The organism is Bradyrhizobium arachidis (assembly GCF_024758505.1).
Lineage (GTDB): Bacteria > Pseudomonadota > Alphaproteobacteria > Rhizobiales > Xanthobacteraceae > Bradyrhizobium > Bradyrhizobium manausense_C.
On record NZ_CP077970.1, the window covers coordinates 869,156 to 895,043 of the forward strand.

The following is a 25,888-nucleotide window of genomic DNA, read 5'->3' on the forward strand; positions in this document are numbered from 1 at the left end:
TGTCCCTCTATCTGCTTCGGGGGTGTCCGATGTGCTGGACAATCGGTCTGTTCGAAACCTTGGCCATGCGTTTTCATCAGCGATTGGCGGGTGAGGAACAACGACGCTGAGGAGAGGGGATAGACGCGCGCCTTTTGCGCCGGCGCCGCCGATTTGCTCGACGTGTCAAGCGCTTCACAGAAGTCACGGGGCATCACGCCGGAAATCAGCGGCTACTTTGCATGGGGTTGTTTCGATGCTTTGGTCGTACGCTCGCTTACCCTCCCCTAGAGGGGCCTTCCAGGGGAGGGTAAGATTCACGCGCTCGCGGGCACCTGATCCAGAAAGCCGGTGATGCTCTTGATGCGGCCGTCGCTGAGGACGGCGAAGTCGGTGCCCTTGATCGGGCTGTCGACGCCGTCGGGGCCGAGGCCCCAGCTAAACCGAACGTGGTCGCCAAACCCGTTGGGCTCGCCGATCAGCTTGAATTTGAAATCCGGAAAGCGCTGCTGCACGCCCGCGATCAGCGCATCGACACCGGCATGGCCGTCGCCCTTCATCAGGGGATCGACATAGCTCGCATCCGCCGTCCAGTCGCGGCTCAGCATGTCGCGTCGGCGGCTCTCGGTGCGCTCGTTCCAGAGATCGATATAGCGGCTGGCGATGGTGGTGACGTCGGTCATGGTCTTCTCCTTCGATGGCGCCGTGTTGTTCGGCTGACCCTGACTATCGAAGGTTCACGCGCGCTGATCGATTACCTCGGAGGTTATCAGCGCGCGTGATATTTTCGCGAAGATTACTTCGCCGCGGTCACCATGATCTCGACGGTGTATTGCGGCGCCGCGAGCTTGGCTTCGACGGTTGCGCGCGCCGGCGTGTTGCCGGGCGACACCCAGGCGTCCCACACCGCGTTCATTTCGGGGAACGTTTTCATGTCGGTGATGTAGATCGTCGCCGACAGCAGTTTCGACTTGTCGGTGCCGGCCTTGGCGAGATGGCCGTCGATGGTGGCGAGGATATCCTGGGTCTGCTTCGTCACGCTCTCACCGGCGGCCTTGCTCGCGACGACGCCGGCAAGATAGACGGTGTTGCCGTGGACGACGACCTGGCTCATGCGCGGGCCGGTTTCGAAACGCTGGATGCTCATCGGGATCTCCTGATTGAATGGCGGCTCTGTCTAGCGTAGCGCCTCGCGCTCCGCCACCCCGCTGACGCACCCGTCGCCTGCAGCGCGGGCGTGGCTTGCATGTTCGAATCCACGGAGTTTTGGCCTGCCGAGAAAAGCAAGGCTCAACCACGCAATGCCACCTCCGCTCACTGCCGGTATTGAATTTCGTCACAATTAGGAGTTGAAATTGGTTTTTACGCCCGGGGGCTGATTTGCATGAGTTGGAAGAATACCTCGGCCTATCCGACATACTTCGATTGATTGAGGAGAAGCTCGGAGTGGGTGTCTGGCGCTGCGATGCGGCGGGCCGGATGCAATGGTCGCGCGGCTTCTACGGGCTGCTCGGACTTGATTCGCACACCGTCGCTCCGTCATACGCAGGCGCCGAGATACGGATTCATCCGGAGGACCGCCGGCCGCGTGACCCCGGTGAGATGCTGTTCGACCGATCGATGCTCGAGGGTGAATTTCGCATCATACGTCCGAACGGGACCTTGCGGTGGATCCATGGTCAGACCGAGGTTCTCCTGGACAGTTCCGGCAAGCCGGAATGCGTTCTCGGCATCGCTTTCGATATCACGGGCCAGCGCAGGCTGCTCCAGCCGCTCAGGGTCGAGGCCGGACGCTACGGTGCACTGACGCACGTTGCAGGCGGATTGCTGTGGATCGGCAGTTCAGACGGCCGCATCACGGCTCTCCTGAACGCGGAGACGGCTCCGGGGGCCGAGCGGTTCCTCGGGCGAGGCTGGCTTGATCTGCTCCACGAGGAGGAGCGCGACGGAGCCCTGAAAACCTGGACGGCGTCGGCCGAAACCGGACGGCCGTACAACGTCGAGCATCGGCTGCGGCAGTCCGACGGTTCTTATCGCTGGTACCGGTGCAAGGCGGTGCCTGTCACCAACCCGGACGGCATCATTCGGGAATGGATGGGCATTTCCATGGACGTACACGATGAGAAGCTTTCAAGCCCGCATGCGGCACCGGCACGGCTCACCGGTGCGCAGCTGCGCGCGGCCCGCGGCATGCTGAACTGGTCGGTGAAGCAGTTGGCAGCGCGGACCGGGATATCATCCGCCATCATCCGTCGGCTCGAGGAGTACGATGGCGCTCCGCCGATGCCCGACGACACGAAGGAGACGCTCCTCCAAATATTTGCGGATGCAGGAATCGAGTTCCTATTCCCGTCAGCGGGCAAACCGGGAGTCCGGCCGAGATAGTCGTGAGACAGCTTGTCGCATCCACGGCAGGCAACCGTCAGTCGCTCGAGCGACGTAAGTTTTGATGCCGTGCGTGCAATCGCAGCCCAGTCATCGCAATTTTTTGGAACCTTCATGATCTTTATTTCCGTCTCTCGGAGTGAGCGCAAATTTTTACGCGTCTCCGCGATGCGGAGGTCAATTTCTTCTTTACGTGCCCATAAGCAATCAGCCGCACTATGGCGCACACGTAGGAGTTGGGGCGGGTAGATTTAAATTGCGTCGGTAGCAGATCGCTGAGCGTGTTGATTGCGGACCGCAAGGTGAGGCGCGCCACATCCAGGACCATACTGCCAAATTTTTTTTGCAACGGATCCAGTTGATCCGCGGAGTTTCGCCATGCCTTTTACATTCAAGATGCGTATTCGCGGCCGGCTGGTGTCCGGTTTTTCTGCCATATGCGCGATCGTCGCGCTTTCAGTCGGATACACCGTATTCGCCGTGGGCGGGATTTCGACGACGGTCGACCGGATGGTGAGCCTCCGCACGCCCGTCGCGCTCGCGAGCACCGAACTGGTCGGCAATCTCTATTCCACGCTGGCGACCTTGCGCGGCTATCTCTTGACGGGAAATCCGCAAGGCAAGCTCGATCGCATCGCGATGTGGAAGGAAATGGATATCACGGTAGCGGCCTTTGACGAGAAGGCAGCGCACTTCACCAACCCCGAGAACAAGCGGATGTGGGGCGAGGCCAAGGTGTTGCTCGCGGAATTCCGCGCGGCCCAGGACAAGGCCGAGGCGATCGCCTTCACGCCCGATGCCTATCCGGCGACCAAACTGCTGGTGAGCGAAGCGAGCCCGCGCGCCGAGACCATCTTTTCGGAGATCACGGGGATGATCAACGAGGAGGAGGGGCTGGAGGCCACTCCGGAGCGAAAGCGATTGCTCAAGGCCATGGCGGATACGCGGGGCAATTTTGCCGCCGCGACGGCTCAAATCCGCATGTACTTGCTGTCTGAAGAGAAGGCCGACAAGGAAAAGTTCTTCAAGCCGTGGGAGCGCTTTGAGAAAGGCTATGCCGCGGTGAGCGCCAAGAAGGAGTTGCTCACGCCCTCTCAACTCGCCTCCTTCGAGAAGATCACAAAGGCACGGGGTGAATTCGCGCCGCTGTATGACAGGATGTTCGCGATCCGGGAGTCCGCGGGCTGGAATGCACCGGTCAACGTCCTCGTCACTGAAGCAGCCCCTCGTGCCCTCAAGATCCTCGACCTGCTCGACGGCGCCAAGGGAGCCGATGGCACCCGCTCGGGTGGGATCAAGACCAATCAGAAGAAGATGCTGGCCGAGGAGAGCCACGGCGTGGAGGCAGACATAGCGTTTCTGAAGCTGGTGCTGTGGGGGTTGCTTGCGGCGGGACTCGGCCTCAGCGTCGCCATTGCGTTTTTCACCTCCCGGGTGATCGCAGTCCCGATCCAGGGAATGACTGCGGCCATGGGCAAGCTTGCCGGCGGCGACACCTCCACCTCGATACCCGGCGTGGGTCGCGCCGACGAGGTCGGCGAGATGGCGGGAGCGGTGCAGATCTTCAGGGACAATATGATCGAAGCGGAGCGGTTGCGCGCCGAACAGGCGCAGTCGGAGGCTCGCGCCGCTGCCCAGCGCAAGGCCGAGATGCACAGTCTGGCTGGCGAGTTCGAGAGCGCGGTCGGCGAGATCGTCGAGACGCTGTCATCGTCCTCGACAGAGCTCGAAGCGGCAGCCAAAACGTTGACCAGGACTGCCGAGAATACCCAGGAGCTTTCCACGATGGTCTCTGCGGCGTCCGAGGAAGCGTCGACCAACGTTCAATCGGTCGCTTCCGCCACGGAGGAACTGACCTCGTCGGTGACCGAAATCAGCCGCCAGGTGCAGGAGGCCGCCAGGATCGCCGGCGCTGCGGTGGATCAGGCGCGAATGACCAACGATCGCGTCAACAAGCTGTCGCAGGCGGCAACCCGCATCGGTGACGTCGTCGAACTCATCAACACGATCGCGGGCCAGACCAATCTCCTTGCCCTGAACGCGACGATCGAAGCGGCCCGGGCCGGCGAAGCCGGACGCGGCTTTGCCGTCGTCGCATCCGAGGTCAAGACACTGGCCGAGCAAACTGCAAAGGCAACGGGGGAAATCAGTCTCCAGATCGGCGATATCCAGGGCGCCACCCGGGACTCGGTGGTTGCGATCAAGGAGATCAGCGGGACGATCGGCCGCATCTCGGAGATCTCGTCCGCTATCGCGTCCGCTGTGGAAGAACAGGGGGCGGCCACGCAAGAGATTTCGCGCAACATCCAGCAGGCGGCGCAAGGCACCCACGAGGTGGCCTCGAACATCACCGACGTGAAGCAGGGGGCGGCTGAAACCGGCTCTGCCTCAAGTCAGGTGCTGGCCTCGGCGCAAATGCTGTCGAATGACAGCGTGCGGCTGAAGACGGAGCTTGGAAATTTTCTGGCCACCGTGCGCGCGGCCTGAATGGCCTGAACGAGACGACCAAACGCACCATGCGCTCACGGAGGAGGATCGATGGGTGGTCGAATTCGCCAGCGCTGGCAGAGGACGGATTGATTTGCGCCGGCCTCTGTCGGCAATTGGCTACCCCACCGCCTTCGCCGCCGCGCGTCCCGCATTGCGCCCCGAGAACAGGCAGCCGCCGAGAAAAGTGCCTTCCAGCGAGCGATAGCCATGCACGCCGCCGCCGCCGAAGCCGGCGGCTTCGCCGACCGCATAGAGCCCGGGAATGAGCTGGCCGCTCTGCCCGAACACGCGGGAGTCGAGGTCGGTCTCGAAACCGCCGAGCGTCTTGCGGGTGAGGATGTTGAGCTTGACCGCGATCAGCGGACCCTGCGCGGGATCGAGGATGCGGTGCGGGGCGGCGGTGCGGATCAGCCTGTCACCGATATAGCGGCGCGCATTGTGGATGTTCATCACCTGCGCGTCCTTGACGTAGGGGTTGGCGATCTCGCGATCACGCGCCTCGATCTGGGCCTTGATGTGGTCGAGCTTCAACAGATCGCTGCCGGCGAGCTTGTTCATGGCCGCCACGAGATCGTCGAGCTTGTCGCGCACGATGAAATCGACGCCGTGCTGCTTGAAGGCCTCCACCGGCGCCGGCGCGCCCTTGTTGGTGGCGCGCTTCACCGTCATGCGCCAGCTCTTGCCCGTGAGATCCGGATTCTGCTCCGAGCCGGACAGCGCAAACTCCTTCTTGATGATGCTCTGCGTCAGCACGAACCAGGAATAATCGTAACCGGTCGACATGATGTATTTGAGCTGGCCGAGCGTGTCGGAGCCCGGGAACAGCGGCACCGGCAGCCGTGCGCCCGTGGCATCGAACCACATCGAGGAGGGGCCGGGCAGGATGCGGATGCCGTGGCGCGGCCAGATCGGTGACCAGTTCTGGATGCCCTCGACGTAGTGCCACATCCGGTCGCGGTTGATCAGCCGCGCGCCGGCGCCCTCCGTGATGCCGATCATCCGGCCGTCGACATGCTCGGGCACGCCGGAGATCATGAACTTCGGCGGCTTGCCGAGCCGCTCCGGCCAGTTCTGCCGCACCAGATCATGATTGCCGCCGATGCCGCCGGAGGCGACGATCACCGCCTGCGCCTTCAACGAGAATTCGCCGATCGTCTTGCGCGAGGAGCTCTTGCCACGCTCGACAGGATCAGGCTCGAGGATCGCGCCGCTCACGCCGTCGACGCTGCCATTGGTGATCGACAGCGCGTCGACGCGATGGCGGAACTTGAAGATCAACCGTCCGCTCTTCGTAGCCTCGCGCGCGCGCCGCTCGAACGGCTCGACGATGCCCGGCCCGGTGCCCCAAGTGACGTGGAAGCGAGGCACCGAGTTGCCGTGGCCCATGGCGTCATAGCCGCCGCGCTCGGCCCAACCGACCACCGGAAAGATGCGATGCCCCATCGCGCGCAGCCATGATCGTTTCTCGCCGGCGGCGAAGGCGACATAGGCCTCCGCCCATTTGCGCGGCCAGTGATCCTCGTCGCGATCGAAGCCGGCGGTGCCGAGCCAGTCCTGTAGCGCGAGGTCGAAGGAGTCCTTGATGCCAAGCCGCCGCTGCTCCGGCGAATCGACCAGGAACAATCCGCCGAACGACCAGAACGCCTGGCCGCCGATCGACTGTTCGCCTTCCTGATCGACCACGATCACGCGCTTGCCTGCGTCGGCAATTTCGGTTGCGGCAACCAGTCCAGCCAGTCCCGCGCCGACGACGATGACGTCAGCCTGCTCACCCATGGTGTCCTCCCCCAGTAGTTCCCCGGATTGAAGCCAGCCGCCGTCGCTGAGATCAAGGGTGCCGGGCGTAAGAGTCCGTTAACTTGTTCCACTTTGGGATAGAGACCGGCCAAGTGCAGCGCGGGCGCAACACCGGATTTGAATTTGTTTTTAGTGGGTCGACGCGCCTAGACAAAACCACAGAGTCGACGGACGTTAGCATCCGTCTTGCATCACCTGACACGCGGATTCGAATTCGACTGGGGCGGGGGACATGAAGGTTCTGACGGGGTTGCTCGCGTTGGTGCTCTTGCTCGCGGGTATGGGGGTGTCTCACGCAGTGGTCCGGATCGCGGATGATCGCGGCGGCAGGATCGGAACCTATGTCGACAAATACCAGGACCTGCGCCAGTCCGGCGAGACCGTGATCATCGACGGGCTCTGCGCCTCGGCCTGCACCATCGTCCTCGGCGCCATTCCGTCCGATCGGATCTGCGTGACGTCGCATGCCACGCTCGGCTTCCACGCTGCCTGGGACTTCGGCTCCAACGGCCGTGCGGTGACCAATCCCGAAGCCACCCACATGCTCTACTCGATGTACCCGTCGCACGTGCGGCGCTGGATATCACATCGCGGCGGCCTCACCCCGCGCATGATCTTCCTCAGGGGCAAGCAGCTGCAGTCGATGTACAAGCCCTGCTACCTGGACGCGCAGGCCTCGACCAACCGACCGTCGCGCCGGGCTCTCCCGCAAGCGGAACCGCTGGAGTCCGCCCGGGGTCAGCTGCTCCACTGATATCGCCCTGATCCCGGGGCAGGCGTTCCCTGGCCTGCCGGCAGCGCCTTGGCCTGCCGGCGGCGCTTGCCCAGACACAGACCTGCGCCTATTTGAAGGGCAGGGAAACCGGCGCGTATCGCCCCGGTCATTGTCATGGCACAACCACTGCAATCAGCGCATCCGGTATCGGACAATTCGCCCACTGCCGGCCGGACGCCGTCCGTGCTGCTATTTGCGGGCGCAGGGCTTGGCGGTCTCGCCGTGCTCGCCACGCTGGCGCTGTGGTTCCACTACGGCACCCAGGTGTTCTTCGAAACGATGAGGGCCGGCCTGTCCGCCTGCTTCTGATCTGTAAAACGGGATTTCCTCCACGATGAGCCGGACCGCCCGCCCGCTGGTGATCGCAACCGCCTTCGCCGCAAGCCTCGTCGTCGGGCTGCTGCTGATGTTCTGGGCCATGGGCGGCGTGCGCAATGTCGCGCAGCCGGCCGCGATCGGCGGCCCGTTCCAGCTCACTGACCAGAACGGCAAGACCGTCACCGAGAAGGACCTCAAGGGCAAGCCGACCCTGATCTTCTTCGGCTACACCCACTGCCCCGACGTCTGCCCCACCTCGCTGTTCGAGATCTCCGAGGTCATGCGCGCGCTGGGCAAGGATGCGGGCCGCGTCAACGCCGTTTTCATGTCGGTCGATCCCGAGCGCGACACGCCCGCGGTCATGAAGGACTATCTGTCGAGCTTTGATCCGCATCTGGCAGGCCTCTCCGGCGACCCGGCCGAGGTGGAGAAGGTGATCAAATCCTACCGGGTCTATGCCAAGAAGATCCCGGGCAAGGAGGGCGACTACACCATGGATCACACCGCGCTGATCTATCTGATGGACCGCGAGGGCCGGTTCGTCTCGCCCTTCAACCTCAAGCGGACCCCCGAGGAAGCCGCCACGGACCTGAAGCGGTATCTATGAGGCCCCTGGACCGGGGGGTGAAACGGCGCTCGCGTTCCCAGCGGGATGGGCTATAAGGCCATCCAATTCCAACGAAATCCCGTTAATCTCCGCTGATGGCTTCCTCGCAACAGGCCAAATCGCCCCCAATCCTCCGCCTGCTGGCCGCCCTTGCGGCCGGCGCGTGCCTGCTCGCGGGCATCCAGGGCGCCCGGGCGCAGCAGACCACCCCGCCGCCGAAGGCCGGGGCAAAACCGTCCGAGGCGGTGCCTCAGGCCGCCCCGCAGGCCGTGCCCGGCTTCTGGGACCCGCGCCGCCGCCCCGAGCGGCCGGACCTGTCGCGCCTGACCGTGATCCGCTTCCTGACCGAGACCGACTATCCGCCGTTCAACTACACCGGTGCCGACGGCAACCCGGCCGGCTTCAACGTCGATCTCGCGCGCGCGCTGTGCGACGAGATCAAGGTCACCTGCACCGTGCAGATGCGCCGCTTCGAGACGCTGGTCGACGCGCTGTCCTCGAACCGGGGCGATGCCATCATCGCCTCCATGGCGGTGAGCCCGCAGCTTCGCGCGCGCGTCGACTTCACCGATCCCTATTACCGCGTGCCGGCGCGCTTCGCCTCGCGCAAGGACGCTGTCATGCCGGAGATCCGCCCCGAATATCTCGAGGGCAAGAAGGTCGGCGTGATCGCGGGCTCGGCGCATGAGGCGTACCTCAAGGCGATGTTCACCGACGCCGAGCTGCACGGCTATCCCAACGACGACGCGCTGCGGACCGCCTTGCGCCGCGGCGAGGTCGATTTCATCTTCGGCGACGCGATCTCGCTCGCATTCTGGATCAACGGCACGGATTCCGGCGATTGCTGCGCCTTCTCCGGTGGTCCCTTCGTCGAGAGCCGCTTCTTCGGCGAGGGCATCGGCATCGCCGTGCGCAAGGGCAACGATTTGTTGCGGCAGGCCTTGAACTGGGCGCTGTTCCGCGTCTGGGAAAAAGGCCGCTACACCGATCTGTGGCTGCGCTATTTCTCGGTGAGCCCGTTTTAGCCACCAACACACCGTCATTCCGGGGCGCCTCGTAGAGGCGAACCCCAATTCGCAATTGCGAATTGTGGAATCTCGAGATTGTGGCGCGAGATTCCGGGTTCACTCGCTGGCGCAAGTGCCCCGGAATGACGAGAACGCGTCTTTTGCATTCTGCCCGGAAATCGCTATTTTCCGCGGCCCGGAGGCCTAAATGTCTGTCATCGATCCCGCCGCAAGCCCGAGCGATCTTCGCGCGCTCGCCGAACAATCCAACGCCTGGCCGTTCGAGCAGGCGAAGGCGCTTGTCGCACGGCTGAAGAAAAGCCCGAAGGACGAGGTGTTGTTCGAGACCGGCTACGGTCCGTCCGGCCTGCCGCATATCGGCACTTTTGGCGAGGTCGCGCGCACCTTGATGGTGCGCCATGCCTTCCGCGTGCTCACTGAAGACAAGGTCAAGACGCGGCTGCTCGCCTTTTCCGACGACATGGACGGCCTGCGCAAGGTGCCGGACAACGTGCCCAATCGCGACATGATGGCGGCCCATCTCGGCAAGCCGCTGTCGCGCGTGCCGGACCCGTTCTCCAACGAGCATCCCTCGTTCGGCGCCGCCAACAACGCGCGGCTGCGCGCGTTCCTCGACCACTTCGGCTTCGACTACGAGTTCGCCAGCGCGACCAACTACTACACGTCGGGCCGTTTCGACGCGACGCTGCTGAAGATGCTCGCCGCCTACGACAAGGTGATGGCGATCATCTTGCCGACGCTGGGGCCGGACCGCCGCGCGACCTATTCGCCGTTCCTGCCAATCAGCAAGACTACCGGCGTCGTCCTCCAGGTACCGATGATCCGCCGCGACGTTGCCGCCGGCACGGTCACCTATGTCGATCCTGATACCGACGAGGAAGTCGAAACGCCGGTGACGGGCGGCAACGTCAAGTGCCAGTGGAAGGCGGACTGGGCGTTGCGCTGGGTCGCGCTCGGGGTCGACTACGAGATGGCCGGCAAGGATTTGATCGATTCCGTGAAGCTCTCGGGCCAGATCGCGCGCGCGCTCGGCGGCACGCCGCCCGAGGGCTTCAATTACGAGCTCTTCCTCGACGAGCAGGGGCAAAAAATCTCGAAGTCGAAGGGCAATGGTCTGACCATCGACGAATGGCTGCGCTACGCCTCGCCGGAATCGCTGACGCTGTTCATGTATCGCGAGCCCAAGGCGGCGAAGCGGCTCTATTTCGACGTCATCCCGCGCAACGTCGACGACTATCAGCAGTTCCTCGACGGCTTTCCTCGGCAGGACGCCAAGCAGCAGCTCGGCAATCCGGTCTGGCATATCCATCACGGCCAGCCGCCGAAGGCCGACATGCCCGTGACGTTCCAGCTCCTGTTGACGCTGGTGTCGTCGTCGAATGCGGAGAACGCCGAAACGTTGTGGGGTTTTATCGGTCGCTATCGACCGGGAGTCACCGCGAAGACGCATCCGAAGCTCGATGCGATGGTCGGCTACGCCATCAACTACTATCGCGACTTCGTGGCGCCGACAAAGCAGTTCCGCGAGCCGAGCGATGGCGAGCGCGCCGCGTTGCAGGATTTGCGCGATGCGCTCTCGCAGCTCCCGCAGGAAGCATCCGCCGAAGACATCCAGAACGTCGTCTACGAGATCGGCCGCCGCGAGCCGTTCCTCGACCAGGTCAAGAAGGGCAAGGACGGCCGTCCCGGCGTGACGCTCGACTGGTTCAACATGCTCTACCAGGTGCTGCTGGGACAGGAGAAGGGCCCGCGCTTCGGCTCCTTCGTCGCGGTGTACGGTGTGGCGAATGCCGTCAACATGATCGACGGCGCGCTGGCGCGTAGCGCGTAGCCTTGCTGTCGTCCCGGACATGCGCGCCATAAGCGCGCGCCGATCCGGGACCCATAGCCACGGGGAGAAGTCGTCGCGCGAAGTGGCGACCACGAGTCTTCGCCAAACTACTCCCTGTGGTTGGGGCCCGGCCCCCGTGCGCAATTGCGCACCAGGCCGGGACGACACTGCTGTTGCTGCGATAGCGCGGCTCCGTCACCTCCCCGCGCCCCCATCCCGCAAATCCGGATGGGAGGCCCGCGGCAATTTCAGCCGACGCCACCCTGAATTGCGCTAGACTGGCCGCATAAGAGCCCGGGCGTCCGCTGCAAAAATCGTCCCGGACCATAACAAGAGGTCAGCAGGGAGGATGTCATGCAGTTCAGGGTCTCGCCAAACTCGCTCCGCAACAGCCTGAGCGAGGAGCAATGGCAGGCGCGGGTCGATCTCGCCGCCGCTCATCGTCTCGCCTACATGCATGGCTTCTCCGAAGGCATCTTCAATCATCTGACTCTTGTGGTGCCGGGCGCGAGCGACCGTTACTACCAGATCCCGTTCGGCATGCACTGGTCGGAGGTGACGGCGTCCTCCTTCATGGAAGTCGGCATCGACGACGGCGAGGTGAAGAGCGGCGAGGGCGAGGTCGAGCGTTCCTGCTTCTGCATCCATGCGCCGATCCACAAGGCGCTGCCGAAGGCGAAGGCCGTGTTTCACACCCACATGCCCTATGCCAGCGCGTTGACGCGGCTGGAGGATCCCCGCATCAAGGAGATCGGCCAGACCGAGGTCGGGCTATCAGGCCTCATTGCCTATGACGACGAATATTCCGGGCCCGCGCTCGATCCGGCCGAAGGCGCGCGGCTCGCTGGTGTGATCGGCGACAAGGGCGTCCTGTTCATGGCCAATCATGGCATCACGACCGTCGGTGAGAGCGTCGCAGATGCCTACGACAGACTCTACTATGTCGAACGCGCCGCACAGGTGCAAATCTACGCGATGTGGACAGGGCAGCGCTTGAAGCAGCTTCCGGCGCCGGTGGTCGCGAAGACGCAGCGCGATTACAGGGACGATCATCTCTACAAGGGGCCGACGCCCTCGCAGCGTCACTTCGATGCGCTCAAGCGCCTGCTGGATCGCAAGGAGCCGGATTACGCGGAGTAGATCTAGCCAAGCGCTCGGAATCGTAGGGTGGGTTAGCCTTGCGACTGCGCGAAGCGTAGTCGCTGGGCGTAACCCACCTCTTTTGTTTCCGCGTTGACAGAAGTGGTGGGTTACGCCGTGCGGCCTGCGCTTCGCGCAGCCACGGGGCAAACCCACCCTACAAGAGCGCCGTCACCCGTTCTCGATCAAGAACTCCACCCGCTCCGCGGCAAATCGCGAGCGCTTCGTCACCAGCGGCTTCCCCTGCGGATCGACATCGGTCGAATCCACCACCAGGATCGGCCGCCCCAACGCAAGATCGAGCCGCGCCGCATCTGTGGCGTCGACGATCCCTGCCGTAATCCGCGTCGAGCCGCGCGCGTAGTCGCGGACGCCGTAATGCGCCAGCAGTTTTGTCATCGAGCGCGTCGCGGCGAAGACGTTGCCGGCGTCCGGAAACAGTTCGGCCGATAGCCAGGACGTCGAGACGCAGATCGGCGTGCGGTCGGCGAGCCGCAGCGCTTCGATCCGGATCAGCGGTGCGCCGCTTTTCAAGCCGAGTTCGCGCGCGAGTTCGCGGCTTGCCGCTTCCTCCGATGCCTCGATCAACTGTCCGCGCGGCTCGCGGCCGCCGGCGCCGACGATCTCGGAGAAGCGGGTCCGTGAACGAAGGGGATAGGCGAGGCGCTGGGCCTCGACATAGGTGCCGCTGCCGCGCTCGGCGCGCACCAGGCCGCGTTCGGCAAGCGCCGCGAGCGCGCGCCGCACGGTGTGGCGGTTCACGCGATAGGTCTCGGCGATCTCCATCTCGCCCGGCAGTTTTTCGCCGGCGGCAAAGCGGCCGTCGGCGATGCCGCGCTCGATGCCGTCGGCAACGAGGCGCCACAGCGCGACGCCGGATGAGGCGGTGTCCTGCAGGCTCATGACGAGACCAAGCCTAGCTCCAAAATCACACGATTGTCACGAAACAGTCATGGCGCTTCATTATGAAGTTGTCTATTATCATAGACAACTTCGATCCGGCAAGTTTGGCGATCAACATGACCCAGCAGGACAGTCAGCAAATCCAGCGCAAGGCCGCGATGGCCGTGCTGGTGCACGCAGAGGCGGGCGAGATCGCCGCCCGTCTCCGCAACATCGCCCTGCCGGCCTATGAGGCGCTGCGGGAGGCAGAAAACGGCCTCGTTATGCTGCGCGGCCGGATCGGCGGCGACGGCGCGCCGTTCAATCTGGGCGAGGCGACCGTGTCGCGCGCGGCCGTGCGGCTCCCCAGTGGCGAGGTCGGTTTTGGCTACACGCTCGGCCGCGACGGAGAGAAAGCCAGGTTGATCGCGCTGTGCGACGCGCTGGTGCAGTCGAAGGACTTTGGGACCGCTGTCGAGCGGGAGGTCGTTGCGCCGCTCCGCGCGAGCCTCGCCGCGCAGCGCAAGCGGCGGGCCGCCGAGACGGCGGCGACGAAGGTTGATTTCTACACCATGGTGCGCGGTGAAGGGTGAGGCCATGACCACGATTGCGGAACTGCCGCCGGGCTTTGCGGACAAGGTGTTGTCGGCGCAGTCGACGTTTCGCTCCGTCATGGATGCGATGGCGCGGCCCGGCTCGGTGCAGCGGATCGCGCCGGTCGCCGGCACGCCTGGTCCGATGATGCGCGGCACAGCCGCGATCGCGCTGACGCTGTTCGACCACGACACGCCGCTCTGGCTGGATGCGCAAATGCGTGAGAGTTCTGACGTTCTGAAGTGGCTGAAATTCCACACCGGCGCGCCGGTGGTGCACGATTCGTCCGTCGCGAGCTTTGCGCTCATTGCCGATGGCGCGGCGCTTCCCCCGCTGGAGCGCTTTGCGCTCGGCAGCAACGAATATCCGGATCGTTCGACCATGGTCATCCTCCAGGTCGAGAGCCTGTCCGACGGATGCGCCTATGAATTGCGCGGGCCGGGCATCGACGGCGCCGCCCAATTTCAGGCCGCGATCAAGCCTGCCGACCTGTTCGAACGTCTGCGCATCAACGAGGCGTTGTTTCCACGCGGTATCGACGTCGTGCTGGTAGCCGATGTATCAGTGGTTGCGATCCCCCGCACCACGCGCCTCGTGACGAAGGGAAGTCAGTAGAATGTACGTCGCAGTCAAGGGCGGTGAACGCGCCATCGAGAACGCTCACCGCCTGCTCGCGCATGCGCGCCGCGGCGACCAGAGCGTTGCCGAGGTGACGCTCAGTCAGATCTCCGAGCAGCTTGGGCTTGCGGTCGACCGCGTCATGAGCGAGGGCTCGCTCTATGACCGCGAGCTCGCAGCGCTTGCGATCAAGCAGGCGCGCGGCGACATGATCGAGGCGATCTTCCTGGTCCGCGCCTTCCGCGCCACGCTGCCGCGCTTCGGCGCGAGCGAGCCGACCGATACCGGCGCGATGCGCGTCGAGCGGCGGGTGTCCTCGACCTTCAAGGACATTCCGGGCGGCCAGATCCTCGGGCCGACCTTTGACTATACCCACCGTCTGCTCGATCCGGCGCTGGCCGAGGGCTTTGTGCCGGAAGCGCCCGCGATGGCTGAAGCGAACACTGCGGCGACGCCGCGCGTCACCGACATTTTGGGGCGTGACGGCCTGATCGAGCCATCGCCGCACGCCGCGCCGGATGCGCCGGTCGGCGATCTCACGCGTGAGCCGCTCAACTTCCCGGCCGATCGCGACCTGCGCCTGCAAAATCTCGCGCGCGGCGACGAAGGCTTTCTGCTTGCGATGGGCTATTCCACCCAGCGCGGCTACGGCCGCAACCATCCCTTCGCCGGCGAGATTCGTTTTGGCGAGGTCGAGGTCGAGTTTTTCGCCGAAGACGTTGGCTTTGCCGTGCCGCTGGGTTCGATCGAGCTCACGGAATGCCAGATGGTGAATCAGTTCAAGGGCTCGGCGACGGAAGCGCCGTGCTTTACCCGCGGCTACGGCCTCGCCTTCGGGCAGAGCGAGCGCAAGACCATGTCGATGGCGCTGGTCGATCGCGCGCTGCGCGCCCGCGAACTCGGCGAAGAGGTGAGGGCGCCGGCGCAGGACGAGGAATTCGTGATGTCGCATTCGGACAACGTCCAGGCGACCGGTTTTGTCGAACATCTGAAGCTGCCGCATTATGTCGACTTCCAGTCCGAGCTTGGCCTCTTGCGCAAGCTGCGTCGGGAGTTCGCCGAAGCCAATGATGCCGAGCCCATGCAGGAGGCTGCGGAATGAACGCGCCCGCCTATAATTTCGCTTATCTCGACGAGCAGACCAAGCGGATGATCCGCCGCGCGATCCTGAAGGCGACCGCGATTCCCGGCTATCAGGTGCCGTTCGCCAGCCGCGAAATGCCGATGCCCTATGGCTGGGGCACCGGCGGCGTGCAGGTCACCGCCGCGATCCTCGGCCCCGACGACGTGCTCAAGGTGATCGACCAGGGCTCTGACGATACCACCAACGCGATCTCGATCCGGAAGTTCTTTGCGAAGACAGCTGGCGTTGCGACGACGACGGCGACGGAAGATGCGACCGTGATCCAGACCCGCCACCGCATCCCCGAGACGACGCTTCAAGCGGGCCAGGTGCTGGTCTATCAGGTGCCGATCCCTGAACCGCTTCGCTTCCTCGAGCCGCGCGAAACCGAAACGCGGCGCATGCATGCGCTCGCCGAATACGGCCTGATGCACGTAAAACTCTACGAGGACATCGCCCGCTTCGGCCACATCGCGACCGCCTACGCTTATCCGGTGAAGGTGAATGCGCGCTATGTGATGGATCCGTCGCCGACGCCAAAATTCGACAATCCCAAGATGGACAATTGCGCCGCGCTGCAACTGTTCGGAGCCGGTCGCGAGAAGCGCATCTACGCGATCCCTCCCTACACGCAGGTCGTGTCGCTGGATTTCGAGGATCATCCCTTCGAGCCCTACCGCTTCAACGCGCCCTGCGCGCTCTGTGGCGCCGACAATTCCTATCTCGATGAGATCGTGACCGACGACAAGGGCAGTCGGATGTTCGTCTGCTCCGACACCGATTTCTGTGAAGGACGCCAGGCCGAGGGACATCACGGCAGCCTGAGCGCCGCCCCGTACAAGGAGAAGGCGCAGCAGCAGGAGAGAAGCAATGGCTGATCAGGCCCTGCTCGAGAACGACGAGCCCCTGCTGATCGCCGACGGCATCAGCAAGTCCTATGGCAAGATCGCCGCCTGCCGCGACGTCTCCTTCGCGCTCTATCCCGGCGAGGTACTGGCGATCGTCGGCGAATCTGGATCGGGCAAGTCGACGCTGTTGCAACTGCTCTCGGGCCAGCTTGCGGCGAGCGGCGGCCGCGTGTCCTACCGCATGCGCGACGGCGTCACGCGCGATCTCGCCACGCTTGGCGAGGCCGAGCGGCGCTTCCTGTTCCGCACCGATTGGGGCTTTGTGCATCAGGATCCCGCGCAGGGCCTGCGCATGGCGGTCTCGGCCGGCGCCAATGTCGGCGAACGGCTGATGGCTGTGGGCTGGAATCACTACGGACGCATCCGCGACACCGCCACCGACTGGCTGACGCGCGTCGAGATCGACGTCGAGCGCATCGATGATGCCCCAAAGACCTATTCCGGCGGCATGCGCCAGCGTTTGCAGATCGCGCGCAACCTCGTCACCGAGCCGCGGCTGGTGTTCATGGACGAGCCCACCGGAGGCCTCGATGTGTCGGTGCAGGCCCGGCTGCTCGATCTCCTGCGCAGCCTCGTCGCCGAGCTGCATCTCGCCGTCGTCATCGTCACCCATGATCTCGCGGTGGCGCGCCTCTTGTCGCATCGGGTGATGGTGATGAAGGGCGGCCGCGTCATCGAGACCGGCCTGACCGACCAGGTGCTCGACGATCCCCGCGAGCCCTACACCCAACTGCTGGTTTCCTCGATTCTGCCGCCATGAGTTCGCCGATGACTGCCATGATCGATATCGCCGACGCGCAAAAGACCTTCACCATGCATCTGCAGGGCGGCATCGAGCTGCCGGTCGTGCGCGGCGTGACCTTCCATGTGAATCCCGGCGAATGCGTCGTGCTGTCCGGTCCGTCCGGTGCCGGTAAATCGTCGATCCTCAAGATGATCTTCGGCAACTATCGCTGCGACGCCGGCCGTATCGACATCCGCCATCGCGGCGCACTGGTCGATCTCGCCACCGCTGAGCCGCGGCAGGTGCTCAATATCCGCCGCTCCACGATCGGCTATGTCAGCCAGTTCCTGCGTGCCGTGCCGCGCGTCGCGACCGTGGACGTCGTCGCCGAGCCGCTCATCGCCAATGGCGTCGAGCGTGCGGAGGCACAGAAGCGCGCTGGCGAGCTTTTGCATCGCCTCAACATCCCCGAGCGCCTCTGGCAGCTCCCGCCCGCGACGTTCTCCGGCGGCGAGCAGCAGCGCGTCAACATCGCCCGCGGCTTCATCTCGGATTTGCCGATCCTGTTGCTGGACGAGCCGACCGCCTCGCTCGACGCAGCCAATCGCGCCGTCGTGGTCGAGCTGGTTGCCGAGAAGAAACGGCAGGGCGTCGCGATGGTCGCGATCGTCCATGACGACGAGATCCGCCATCTGATTGCCGACCGCATCGTCGATGTCACCAGCTTTGCCGCCGCGGCCTGAAGGACGAAACTGAAATGAACGCGAAGCCGAATGAAACTGTGATCGCCAATGCCAGGATCGTGCTGGCCGATCGCGTGATCGAGCAGGGCTGGATATCCCTTGCTGAAGGCAAGATCGCCGAGATCGGCGAGGGCAAGGCGCCGGCCGGCAGTGAAGATGCCGGCGGCGACCTGATCACCCCGGGCCTGATCGAGCTGCACACCGACCATCTCGAGGCGCACTACGTGCCGCGTCCAAAAGTGTTTTGGGACCCGATCGCCGCTGTCATCTCCTATGACGGCCAGCTCGCCACATCGGGCATCACCACGGTGCTGGACTCCTTGCGTGTCTGGCGCGAGGACGGCGCAGAAGAGGTCGACGGCCGCGCGGGCATTTTGGCCAAGGCGATCTCTGCTGCGCGTGACGAACATCTCCTGCGCGCCGATCACTTTTTGCATCTGCGCTGCGAGATCCCGATGCCGAGCGTGGTCGAGGAAGCCAAGGAGCTGATCGGTCGCCCGGACGTGCGGCTGATGTCGCTGATGGACCACACGCCGGGCCAGCGCCAGTTCCGTGACGAGGTCAAGCTGCGCGACTACTATCGCGGCAAGGGCGCCGGCATGACCGATGCCCAACTGGACGAACTCTTCGCCAAGCGTTTTGCCTATCAGCAGGCCTATGCCGCCAGCAACATGCGCGAGATCGTGGCGCTCGCGCGCGAGTACAGGATTCCGCTCGCGAGCCATGACGACACCACGGAGGAGAATGTAGTGGACGCGGTGCGTGATGGCGTCGCGGTGGCGGAATTCCCGACCACCATGGAAGCCGCGCGCGGCCTCAACGAGGCCGGCATCGACATTCTCATGGGCGCGCCGAATGTAGTGCGTGGCGGCTCGCATTCCGGCAACATCGCCGCGGTCGATCTCGCACGCGAGGGCCTCTTGGACATCCTGTCGTCCGACTACATTCCCTCCAGCCTGCTGATGGCCGCGCTGCAACTGCCCGAGCGCGCGCCGGCGATCGATCTGCCGGCCGCGATCCGGACCGTGACCAAGGCGCCGGCGGACGCCGTCGGTCTCACCGACCGCGGCGAGATCGCGGTCGGCAAGCGCGCCGATTTGATCCGCGTGCATGTCGCGGGCAATGTTCCCGTGGTGCGCAGCGTCTGGCGTGAAGGGCGCCGCGTCGCATGAGCGAGACCCTTACGGTGGCCGAACAGAAGGACGCGATCGGGCCGGGGCGATTGATCCTGGTGGTCGGACCGAGCGGCGCGGGCAAGGACACGCTGCTGGGCCTCGCGCGTGCCGCCTGCACTGAGGATTCCAACATCGTCTTTCCCCGCCGCATCGTGACGCGCGAGGCGTCGGCGGCGGAGGACAACATTGCGATGAGCGTCGATGAATTCCGGCGTGCCCGCGAGCAGGGCAGTTTTGCCGTGCATTGGGAGGCGCATGACCACGCCTATGCGCTGCCGGTCGAGATCAATGACGACATCCGCGCAGGCCGAACCGTCGTCGCCAATGTCTCGCGCACCGTGCTGGACGATCTGCGACGCGCCTATGCCAACGTCGTCGTGGTCGCGATCACGGCGCCGCCGGAGGTGCTCGCCGAGCGCTTGGCCGCGCGGGCGCGCGCTAGCGACGGCAATATCCGCGAGCGGCTCGATCGCAATGTCGGCGCCAGCGCCGACGTGACCATCGTCAATGCGGGCAGCGCGGACTATCATGGCCGGCATCTGGTGCGGGTCATCAGGAACGAGTGCTGGCACGAGTAGATCAGGCACGGAAAGCAAGGAGAGTGACGGAATGACGGTGATTGCGACGATCGAACAGCTCGAGGCCATCTACGGTCAGACCAACGACGCTTCGACCGTGAAGGTCGCCGATCACGTCACGCCGCTCTACCGCATCTTCATCGAGAAATCGCCGTTTGCCGCGCTTGCGACCATCGGTCCTGAAGGCATCGACTGCTCGCCGCGCGGCGACCTGCCGGGCTTTGTCCGCGTGCACGACGAAAAGACGCTGATGCTACCTGACCGCCGCGGCAATAACCGTGTCGATTCCTTGCGCAACATCGTGCGCGACCCCAGGGTCTCGCTGATGTTCCTGATCCCGGGTTCGGGCAACGCCATCCGCGCCAACGGCCGCGCGCATCTCTCCGTCGATCCCGACCTGCTCGCCTCGTTCAAGGTCGACGGCAAGGCGCCGCGCAGCGTGATGGTGATGGAGCTCGACGAGATCTACTTCCAGTGCGCGCGGGCCATCGTTCGCTCCGACCTCTGGAATCCCGACAAGCGCATCGATCCGAAGACACTGCCGACGCCCGGCCAGATCCTCGCCGAGATGAGCCAGAACACCGTCGGCGGCGAGGAGTACGACCGGATCTGGCCGACCCGCGCCGCCGCGACGATGTGGTAGCCGCTTCTTACCCTCTCCCCTTGTGGGAGAGGGTGGCTCGGCGCGAAGCGGCGAGACGGGTGAGGGGTTCTATCCGCGAGTGATCCCTCCTATTGCGCTTGTGGATGCAACCCCTCATCCGGCGCTTCGCGCCACCTTCTCCCACAAGGGGAGAAGGGAATTGAGACCGTCATATATGTCGGCGGTGTTGACATCGCCGCGAGGCAATTCCGTTTGCGGGGCCATCGTCGCAGAGAAGCTCGCATGCGCCGCCGCGCGAAATATGGATAGCCATTTCATTGACCGATGGGGCCATTCGCTCGATATTCGAAGTATCAAAACTGCTCCCTGAGCCGAAAGCCGCATCATGAGATCGAACAGCCAGCGACCGACCAGCATCATGCGCAAGCGCATGACGCGTCGCTGCATCTCCGCGGCGACCGGCCCCTGTTGTTGCTGCTGATCGCTCCCTAACCCCCCGATCGCAATTCAAGACAGGAACGCCGAGTGTTCGGCGAATGCATAGCCATGCCAAAGGCCTTCATCATCGAAATTCACGACCGCACTGCCGGAATCATCGCGCGCGACGAGCGCGGGTTCCGCTTCTTCTCCTCCGAGCGCCTGTTCGACAGTCTCGAAGGCCGCCAGTTCCGCTCGGTGCGTGACGCCGAGCGTGCGGCGCGCGCCGTGTTCACGGAGCGGCGTCATCTCATCAACCAGTACGCCATCTGACCCGACCGAAAGGACAAGACATGATCACCCGACGACACATCTTCACCGCGGCGCTGCTGCTCGCGACTGCGGTCGCAGCTCCCGTCCACGCCGAAGACAAGCCAACCGAAATCCGCATCGGTACGCAAAAGGGCGGGTTCTTCCCGGCGGTGCGGCAGCGCCAGACACTTGAAAACGCCTTCAAGCCACTCGGCATCGAGATCAAATGGATCGACTTCCAGTTCGGCCCGCCGCTGCTGGAGGCCATCAATGTCGGCAGCGTCGATTTCGGCTTCGTCGGTGATTCCCCGCCGATCTTCGCGCAGGCCGGCAATACCAAGATCCGCTACGTCGCGGCGGTGAAATCGGAGGGCGACAACCAGGCCATCATCGTGCCGAAGGACTCGCCGATCAAAACGCTCGCCGACCTCAAGGGCAAGCGCGTCGCCTTCGCCAAGGGATCGAGCGCGCACAATCTCCTGGTGGGAGCTCTGGAGAAGGCCGGCGTCGCCTGGAGCGACATCACGCCGGCGCCGCTTGCACCAGCGGATGCGACCGCGGCCTTCGTCAAGGGCTCGGTCGACGCCTGGTCGATCTGGGATCCCTATCTCGCGCTCGCCGAATTGAAGGAGCAGGCCCGAGTAATCGCCTTCGACAAGGACGTGCACAAGCCGAACGCCTTCTACATCGCCGGCTCAGACTTCGTGGAGAAATATCCCGCGTTGGTCGCAAAGCTCAACGCGACCTTCGCCGCCGAGGGCGTGTGGGCCGACAGCCATCATGTGGAGGTGGCGAAGGCGCAGTCGGAGGCGACGGGCGTCGATATCGAGGCGGTCAGGCGTTTCGTCGACCGCTCCACCTATCGCGTCGTTCCGCTCGATCAGGACGTGGTCAGGAGCCAGCAAGCGATCGCCGATCGCTTTGCAAAGCTCGGCCTGATCCCGAAGCAGATCAACGTCACCGACATCGTCTGGAAGTGGACTCCGGGCTCCTGAGCCCGGCTTCCATCGGGCGCCCCGCGGCTTTCAAGCCCTCAGCGCGGCCAGCAATTCATCCGGGCGTTCGGCCATGATCATGTGGCCGGCGCCCGGCACCACGACGGTCTTCGCATGCGGGATTGCTGCCGCAAGCGCTTTGCCGGCTTTTGCCGGTGTCATCATGTCCCGCTCGCCGAGGATGAGTGTGGCCGGCACTTTTACGGTCGCCGCCGCCGTCAGCGCGTTCGCATAGGAATTGCAGGCGGAAAGGTCCTTGAACAGCACGCCGGGCTCGCAATGCTTGAGCACCGCCTGCGCGCCGCCATGCATCCACAATCCCGGTGCGAGGCTGCCGCCGAGCTCGGCCTTGAAGCCGAGACCCCAGATCGAGACCATGTCGAGCGCGTCCTGCTCGTTGGCCTCGGCCGCCTTCAGCAGATCGGGGCCGACCGTCATGGTCGCGGCGGTCCCGATCAGGCTCAGTGCCGACACCTTGTCCGGATGACGCGCGGCCGTCTCCAGCGAAATCAGCGAGCCCATGGAGTGCCCGATCAGATGCGCCTTCGGGACGCCGGCGGCCGCGATCAGCGCCGAGGTCCAGTCGGCCATGTCGGCGATGCTGGAAAGCGAAGGCCCGACCGAGCGGCCATGGCCGGGCAGATCAGGCGCCAGCACTGAAAAACCGTGATGGGAGAACCAGCGCGTATGCAGCGCCCAGGTCGAATGATCGAAGCCGGCGCCGTGGATGAACACCACTGATGGCAGCGACTTGTCGAATTCGCGACCCCCGGTCGCAACGAAAACCTCGGCGCCGTTGACGGAGAGCTTCATGGTTCAAACCTTCTGCGAGATGCGGAGCGCCTGGTTGAGGTCGTCGATGATGTCGGATGCCGTCTCGATGCCGACCGACAGCCGTACCAGCTCCTCGCCGACCCCTGCGGCCTTCAATTGCTCGGCGTCCATCTGCTGATGCGTGGTCGAGGCGGGATGGATGACCAAGGTCTTGGCGTCGCCGACATTGGCGAGGTGGCTGATCATCCGCAAGCTCTCGATGAATTTGCGGCCGGCAGGCCGCCCGCCCTTGATGCCGAACGACACGATCGAGCCCGCGCCGCGCGGCAGGAGTTTTTTGGCGAGCTGGTAGTCGGTATGGGTCTCGAGCGAGGGATGCAGCACCCAGTCCACCGCCTTGTTGGCCTTCAACGCCTCCAGCACGAGGGTCGTGTTCTGCACGTGGCGGTCCATGCGCACGGGCAGCGTTTCCAGGCCCTGGAGGAGCTGGAACGCGTTGGTCGGCGACAGGCAGGCGCCGAAATCGCGCAGGCCTTCGGTGCGCGCGCGCATGATGAAGGCGGCGGTGCCGAACTGCTCGTCGAAGACGATGCCGTGATAGCCGCCATAGGGCTCGGTCAGGACGGGAAATTTGCCGGACGCCCGCCAGTCGAACCGGCCGCCGTCGATGATCGCGCCACCGATCGCGATGCCATGGCCGCCGATCCATTTGGTGGCGGAGTGCATCACGATGTCGGCCCCTAATTCGATCGGACGGCTGAGATAGGGCGTGGCAAAGGTGTTGTCGATCAGCAGCGGAATTTTTGCATCATGCGCGATCTTCGAAACCGCGGGAATGTCCAGCACTTCCAGCCCGGGATTGCCGATGGTCTCGCCGATCACGAGCTTCGTGTTCGGCTTGATGGTGGAGCGGAAGGCGTCGAGGTCGCGCGGTTTCACGAAGGTTGTTGTGATGCCGAAGCGCGGCAAGGTGTGCGCGAGCAAATTGATGGTGCCGCCATAGAGCGAGGCTGAGGCCACGATGTGATCGCCGGCATTGAGCAGCGTCGCGATGGCGAGGTGCATCGCCGCCTGGCCGCTCGCGGTGCAGATCGCGCCGACGCCGCCCTCGAGCGCGGCGAGCCGCTCCTCAAGCACTGCTGTGGTCGGATTGGAGATCCGCGTATAGATGTGTCCGGCCCGCTCCAGGTTGAACAGCGCCGCTGCGTGATCGGAATCCTGAAACACGTAGGACGTCGTCTGGTAGATCGGCACCGCGCGGGAGCCGGTGACGGGATCCGGATGCTGGCCCGCATGCAGGCTCATGGTTTCGAAGGCAGGGGGTTTTGGCGCGGGCATGCTTGGCCTCATCGTTCGTTCGGCAGATCGGGCGGCTGTTTTGCCACAAATCGGCCGGGCAAGTCAGCCGTTGACAGGGGTTTTTGGTCGCAGGTCGCGAGTAACCCTCCATCACCGTCATCCTGAGGTGCTCGCCCTGCGGTGTACCGCAGGGCGAGCCTCGAAGGGCGACGGCCCGGCTGCGTCCCGGCCGTTCATCCTTCGAGGCTCCCCATGCGCCGCTTCGCGCCGCACGGCTCGCACCTCAGGATGACGGGGCGCGCTATATCGCTAGCCGTGAATGTCCATTGCCGGATACAGCTTCCCGCGTAAGCTGCGCCGATCAAACACCGACCACAAAGAAACGCCCATGCCCGCCTTTCCGACCTCCACCACCGTGCTCGACTCCATCCTGTTTCGCGATGCCTTCGGCACGCCGCGGATGCGGGAGGTGTTTTCGGACTTCGCGCTGGTCTCGCGTTACGCCGAGGTCGAGGTCGCGCTGGCAAAAGCCGAGGCGCGGTGCGGGGTGATCCCGCAGGAGGCGGCGGACGAGATTGCGGCGCGGACCGACGTCAGCAAGCTCGATTTCGACCTGCTGCGGCAGGAGACCGACATCGTCGGCTATCCGATCCTGCCGCTGGTGCATCAGATGGTGAAGCAGTGCGGCGAGGCGGGCCGCTACGTGCATTGGGGCGCGACCACGCAGGACATCATGGATACCGCCGTGGTGCTTCAGCTCCGCGCCGGCCTTGAGATCATCGAAGCGGATATCGCCGCCCTGCGCGGCATCCTCGCAAATCTGTCCAAACGCTACCGCGACACGCCGATGGCGGGGCGCACCCATCTGCAGCAGGCCTTGCCGGTCACCTTCGGCTACAAGACCGCGATCTGGCTCGCGATGTTCGATCGCCACGCCGAACGGCTCACCCAATTGAAGCCGCGCGTTCTGGTCGGTCAGTTCGCCGGTGCCGCCGGCACGCTGGCCTCGCTCGGGGATAAGGGGCTCAAGGTGCAAGAGGCGCTCTGCGAGGAGTTGAAGCTCGCCATTCCCGTCTCGACCTGGCATGTGGCACGCGACGGCCTCGCGGAAGCCGTGAATTTCCTGGCGCTCGTCACCGGTTCGCTCGGCAAGATCGCGCTCGACATCATGATCATGGCCTCGACCGAATTCGCTGAGGTCTACGAACCCTTCGTTAAGGGACGCGGCGCATCCTCGACCATGCCGCAGAAGCGCAACCCGATCTCCTCGGAGCTGATGCTCGCGGCCTCCAAGGCCGTGCGCCAGCACGCCGGCCTGATGCTGGACGCCATGGTGCAGGACTTTGAGCGCGCAACCGGTCCCTGGCATGCCGAATGGATGGCGATTCCCGAAAGTTTCGTGCTGACCGCCGGCGCCCTGCATCAGGCGAAATTCGCGCTCGCCGGCCTCATCGTGGACGAAAACAAGATGGATGAAAATTTGTCCATCAGCCGCGGGCTGATCGTCGCGGAAGCCGTCATGATGGGGCTCGCGCCGCAGATCGGGCGGCAGGAGGCGCACGACGTGGTCTATGACGCCTGCCGGCTTGCCAACGAGAAGGGTCTGCGGCTTGCCGATGCGCTCGCCGCCGATCCGCGTATATCCGACCGGATCGATCGTGCCACAATCGAGGCACTGACTTCACCGAAAAATTACCTCGGTCTTGCACCAGAAATGGTCGATCGGGTGCTCAAATCTTCAACGCGTTGAAAACCAAACTGCGTGAAACTGCGTATCTGGCTGTGTTGCGCG

At 64.4% G+C, this 25,888-nt stretch carries 27 protein-coding genes; 20 read left to right on the forward strand and 7 right to left on the reverse strand.

The features are described from left to right. Positions 1–296: 296 nt before the first annotated feature. Positions 297–662, reverse strand: a complete 366-nt coding sequence (locus KUF59_RS04070; protein ID WP_212460569.1) for a nuclear transport factor 2 family protein — start codon at positions 660–662, stop codon at positions 297–299. Between the two features lie 113 nt (positions 663–775). Continuing rightward, a complete protein-coding gene (locus tag KUF59_RS04075) occupies positions 776–1,126 on the reverse strand; it encodes a RidA family protein (protein WP_212460568.1) in 351 nt (116 codons plus the stop codon). 242 nt (positions 1,127–1,368) lie between these two features. Here KUF59_RS04075 and KUF59_RS04080 point away from each other — a divergent pair, with 242 nt between their 5' ends. Together KUF59_RS04080 and KUF59_RS04085 are read left to right on the forward strand one after the other, a co-directional pair. Beyond that, positions 1,369–2,364 carry a PAS domain-containing protein gene (locus KUF59_RS04080; protein WP_249140577.1) on the forward strand — a complete coding sequence of 332 codons (996 nt, stop codon included), beginning with the start codon at positions 1,369–1,371 and terminating at the stop codon, positions 2,362–2,364. A gap of 378 nt (positions 2,365–2,742) precedes the next feature. Next, positions 2,743–4,851 carry a methyl-accepting chemotaxis protein gene (locus KUF59_RS04085; RefSeq protein ID WP_212460566.1) on the forward strand — a complete coding sequence of 703 codons (2,109 nt, stop codon included), beginning with the start codon at positions 2,743–2,745 and terminating at the stop codon, positions 4,849–4,851. 120 nt (positions 4,852–4,971) lie between these two features. Here KUF59_RS04085 and KUF59_RS04090 read toward each other — a convergent pair whose 3' ends face one another. Beyond that, a complete protein-coding gene (locus KUF59_RS04090) occupies positions 4,972–6,630 on the reverse strand; it encodes an FAD-binding dehydrogenase (RefSeq protein WP_212460565.1) in 1,659 nt (552 codons plus the stop codon). 253 nt (positions 6,631–6,883) lie between these two features. Between KUF59_RS04090 and KUF59_RS04095 the strand changes: the two genes are divergently transcribed. The 6 genes from KUF59_RS04095 to KUF59_RS04120 all read left to right on the forward strand — a co-directional run bounded on the left by KUF59_RS04095 (position 6,884) and on the right by KUF59_RS04120 (position 12,350). Beyond that, complete coding sequence (locus KUF59_RS04095; protein ID WP_212460564.1) at positions 6,884–7,405, forward strand: Clp protease/crotonase-like domain-containing protein; 522 nt, start codon at positions 6,884–6,886, stop codon at positions 7,403–7,405. A 135-nt stretch (positions 7,406–7,540) separates the two neighbouring features. Beyond that, positions 7,541–7,735 carry a hypothetical protein gene (locus KUF59_RS04100; RefSeq protein WP_212460563.1) on the forward strand — a complete coding sequence of 65 codons (195 nt, stop codon included), beginning with the start codon at positions 7,541–7,543 and terminating at the stop codon, positions 7,733–7,735. Between the two features lie 25 nt (positions 7,736–7,760). Beyond that, the gene (locus KUF59_RS04105; protein WP_212460562.1) at positions 7,761–8,351 is read left to right on the forward strand and encodes an SCO family protein; all 591 of its coding nucleotides are present in this window, start codon (positions 7,761–7,763) and stop codon (positions 8,349–8,351) included. Between the two features lie 95 nt (positions 8,352–8,446). Next, positions 8,447–9,376 (forward strand): transporter substrate-binding domain-containing protein, encoded by a 930-nt coding sequence (locus KUF59_RS04110; RefSeq protein WP_212460561.1) that lies wholly within the window; start codon positions 8,447–8,449, stop codon positions 9,374–9,376. A 190-nt stretch (positions 9,377–9,566) separates the two neighbouring features. Continuing rightward, complete coding sequence (locus tag KUF59_RS04115) at positions 9,567–11,210, forward strand: lysine--tRNA ligase (RefSeq protein WP_212460560.1); 1,644 nt, start codon at positions 9,567–9,569, stop codon at positions 11,208–11,210. A 354-nt stretch (positions 11,211–11,564) separates the two neighbouring features. Then, entirely contained in the window at positions 11,565–12,350 is a 786-nt protein-coding gene (locus tag KUF59_RS04120; RefSeq protein WP_212460559.1) for a class II aldolase/adducin family protein, read from the forward strand. Positions 12,351–12,521: 171 nt separating this feature from the next. Here the strand turns inward: KUF59_RS04120 and phnF are convergent, their stop codons facing one another. Then, complete coding sequence (phnF, locus tag KUF59_RS04125; protein WP_212460558.1) at positions 12,522–13,253, reverse strand: phosphonate metabolism transcriptional regulator PhnF; 732 nt, start codon at positions 13,251–13,253, stop codon at positions 12,522–12,524. A gap of 116 nt (positions 13,254–13,369) precedes the next feature. Here phnF and phnG point away from each other — a divergent pair, with 116 nt between their 5' ends. Genes phnG through KUF59_RS04170 form a run of 9 tightly spaced genes read left to right on the forward strand, consistent with a single transcriptional unit; the run spans position 13,370 to position 20,338 of the window. Next, complete coding sequence (gene phnG / locus KUF59_RS04130; RefSeq protein ID WP_249140576.1) at positions 13,370–13,825, forward strand: phosphonate C-P lyase system protein PhnG; 456 nt, start codon at positions 13,370–13,372, stop codon at positions 13,823–13,825. A 4-nt stretch (positions 13,826–13,829) separates the two neighbouring features. After that, the gene (gene phnH, locus KUF59_RS04135; protein ID WP_212460556.1) at positions 13,830–14,441 is read left to right on the forward strand and encodes a phosphonate C-P lyase system protein PhnH; all 612 of its coding nucleotides are present in this window, start codon (positions 13,830–13,832) and stop codon (positions 14,439–14,441) included. Between the two features lies 1 nt (position 14,442). Continuing rightward, positions 14,443–15,546 (forward strand): carbon-phosphorus lyase complex subunit, encoded by a 1,104-nt coding sequence (locus KUF59_RS04140; RefSeq protein WP_212460555.1) that lies wholly within the window; start codon positions 14,443–14,445, stop codon positions 15,544–15,546. After that, on the forward strand, positions 15,543–16,445 hold the full coding sequence (locus KUF59_RS04145) for an alpha-D-ribose 1-methylphosphonate 5-phosphate C-P-lyase PhnJ (protein WP_212460554.1): 903 nt from the start codon (positions 15,543–15,545) through the stop codon (positions 16,443–16,445). Before KUF59_RS04140 ends, KUF59_RS04145 begins: the two co-directional genes overlap by 4 nt. After that, a complete protein-coding gene (gene phnK, locus KUF59_RS04150) occupies positions 16,438–17,235 on the forward strand; it encodes a phosphonate C-P lyase system protein PhnK (protein ID WP_212460553.1) in 798 nt (265 codons plus the stop codon). The genes KUF59_RS04145 and phnK overlap by 8 nt, the downstream gene beginning before the upstream one ends. An 8-nt stretch (positions 17,236–17,243) precedes the next feature. Then, on the forward strand, positions 17,244–17,942 hold the full coding sequence (phnL, locus tag KUF59_RS04155) for a phosphonate C-P lyase system protein PhnL (protein ID WP_212460552.1): 699 nt from the start codon (positions 17,244–17,246) through the stop codon (positions 17,940–17,942). Positions 17,943–17,956: 14 nt separating this feature from the next. Continuing rightward, positions 17,957–19,114, forward strand: a complete 1,158-nt coding sequence (locus KUF59_RS04160) for an alpha-D-ribose 1-methylphosphonate 5-triphosphate diphosphatase (RefSeq protein WP_212460551.1) — start codon at positions 17,957–17,959, stop codon at positions 19,112–19,114. Beyond that, positions 19,111–19,695, forward strand: a complete 585-nt coding sequence (gene phnN, locus KUF59_RS04165) for a phosphonate metabolism protein/1,5-bisphosphokinase (PRPP-forming) PhnN (protein WP_212460550.1) — start codon at positions 19,111–19,113, stop codon at positions 19,693–19,695. The genes KUF59_RS04160 and phnN overlap by 4 nt, the downstream gene beginning before the upstream one ends. Positions 19,696–19,726: 31 nt before the next feature. Further along, positions 19,727–20,338 carry a pyridoxamine 5'-phosphate oxidase family protein gene (locus KUF59_RS04170; RefSeq protein ID WP_212460549.1) on the forward strand — a complete coding sequence of 204 codons (612 nt, stop codon included), beginning with the start codon at positions 19,727–19,729 and terminating at the stop codon, positions 20,336–20,338. 114 nt (positions 20,339–20,452) lie between these two features. On the opposite strand, the gene KUF59_RS04175 is transcribed toward KUF59_RS04170, so the two are convergent. Further along, a complete protein-coding gene (locus tag KUF59_RS04175) occupies positions 20,453–20,731 on the reverse strand; it encodes a hypothetical protein (RefSeq protein WP_212460548.1) in 279 nt (92 codons plus the stop codon). Positions 20,732–20,845: 114 nt separating this feature from the next. Between KUF59_RS04175 and KUF59_RS04180 the strand changes: the two genes are divergently transcribed. Further along, on the forward strand, positions 20,846–21,049 hold the full coding sequence (locus KUF59_RS04180; protein WP_212460547.1) for a hypothetical protein: 204 nt from the start codon (positions 20,846–20,848) through the stop codon (positions 21,047–21,049). A gap of 20 nt (positions 21,050–21,069) precedes the next feature. Further along, positions 21,070–22,023 (forward strand): aliphatic sulfonate ABC transporter substrate-binding protein, encoded by a 954-nt coding sequence (locus KUF59_RS04185; RefSeq protein WP_212460546.1) that lies wholly within the window; start codon positions 21,070–21,072, stop codon positions 22,021–22,023. A gap of 30 nt (positions 22,024–22,053) precedes the next feature. On the opposite strand, the gene KUF59_RS04190 is transcribed toward KUF59_RS04185, so the two are convergent. Then, positions 22,054–22,836, reverse strand: coding sequence for an alpha/beta fold hydrolase (locus KUF59_RS04190; protein WP_212460545.1), 783 nt, complete (start codon positions 22,834–22,836; stop codon positions 22,054–22,056). Positions 22,837–22,839: 3 nt separating this feature from the next. After that, positions 22,840–24,135 carry an O-acetylhomoserine aminocarboxypropyltransferase gene (locus KUF59_RS04195; RefSeq protein WP_212460544.1) on the reverse strand — a complete coding sequence of 432 codons (1,296 nt, stop codon included), beginning with the start codon at positions 24,133–24,135 and terminating at the stop codon, positions 22,840–22,842. Between the two features lie 349 nt (positions 24,136–24,484). On the opposite strand from KUF59_RS04195, the gene pcaB reads away from it, so the two are divergent. Continuing rightward, on the forward strand, positions 24,485–25,846 hold the full coding sequence (gene pcaB / locus KUF59_RS04200; RefSeq protein ID WP_212460543.1) for a 3-carboxy-cis,cis-muconate cycloisomerase: 1,362 nt from the start codon (positions 24,485–24,487) through the stop codon (positions 25,844–25,846). The last annotated feature ends 42 nt before the right edge of the window (positions 25,847–25,888 follow it).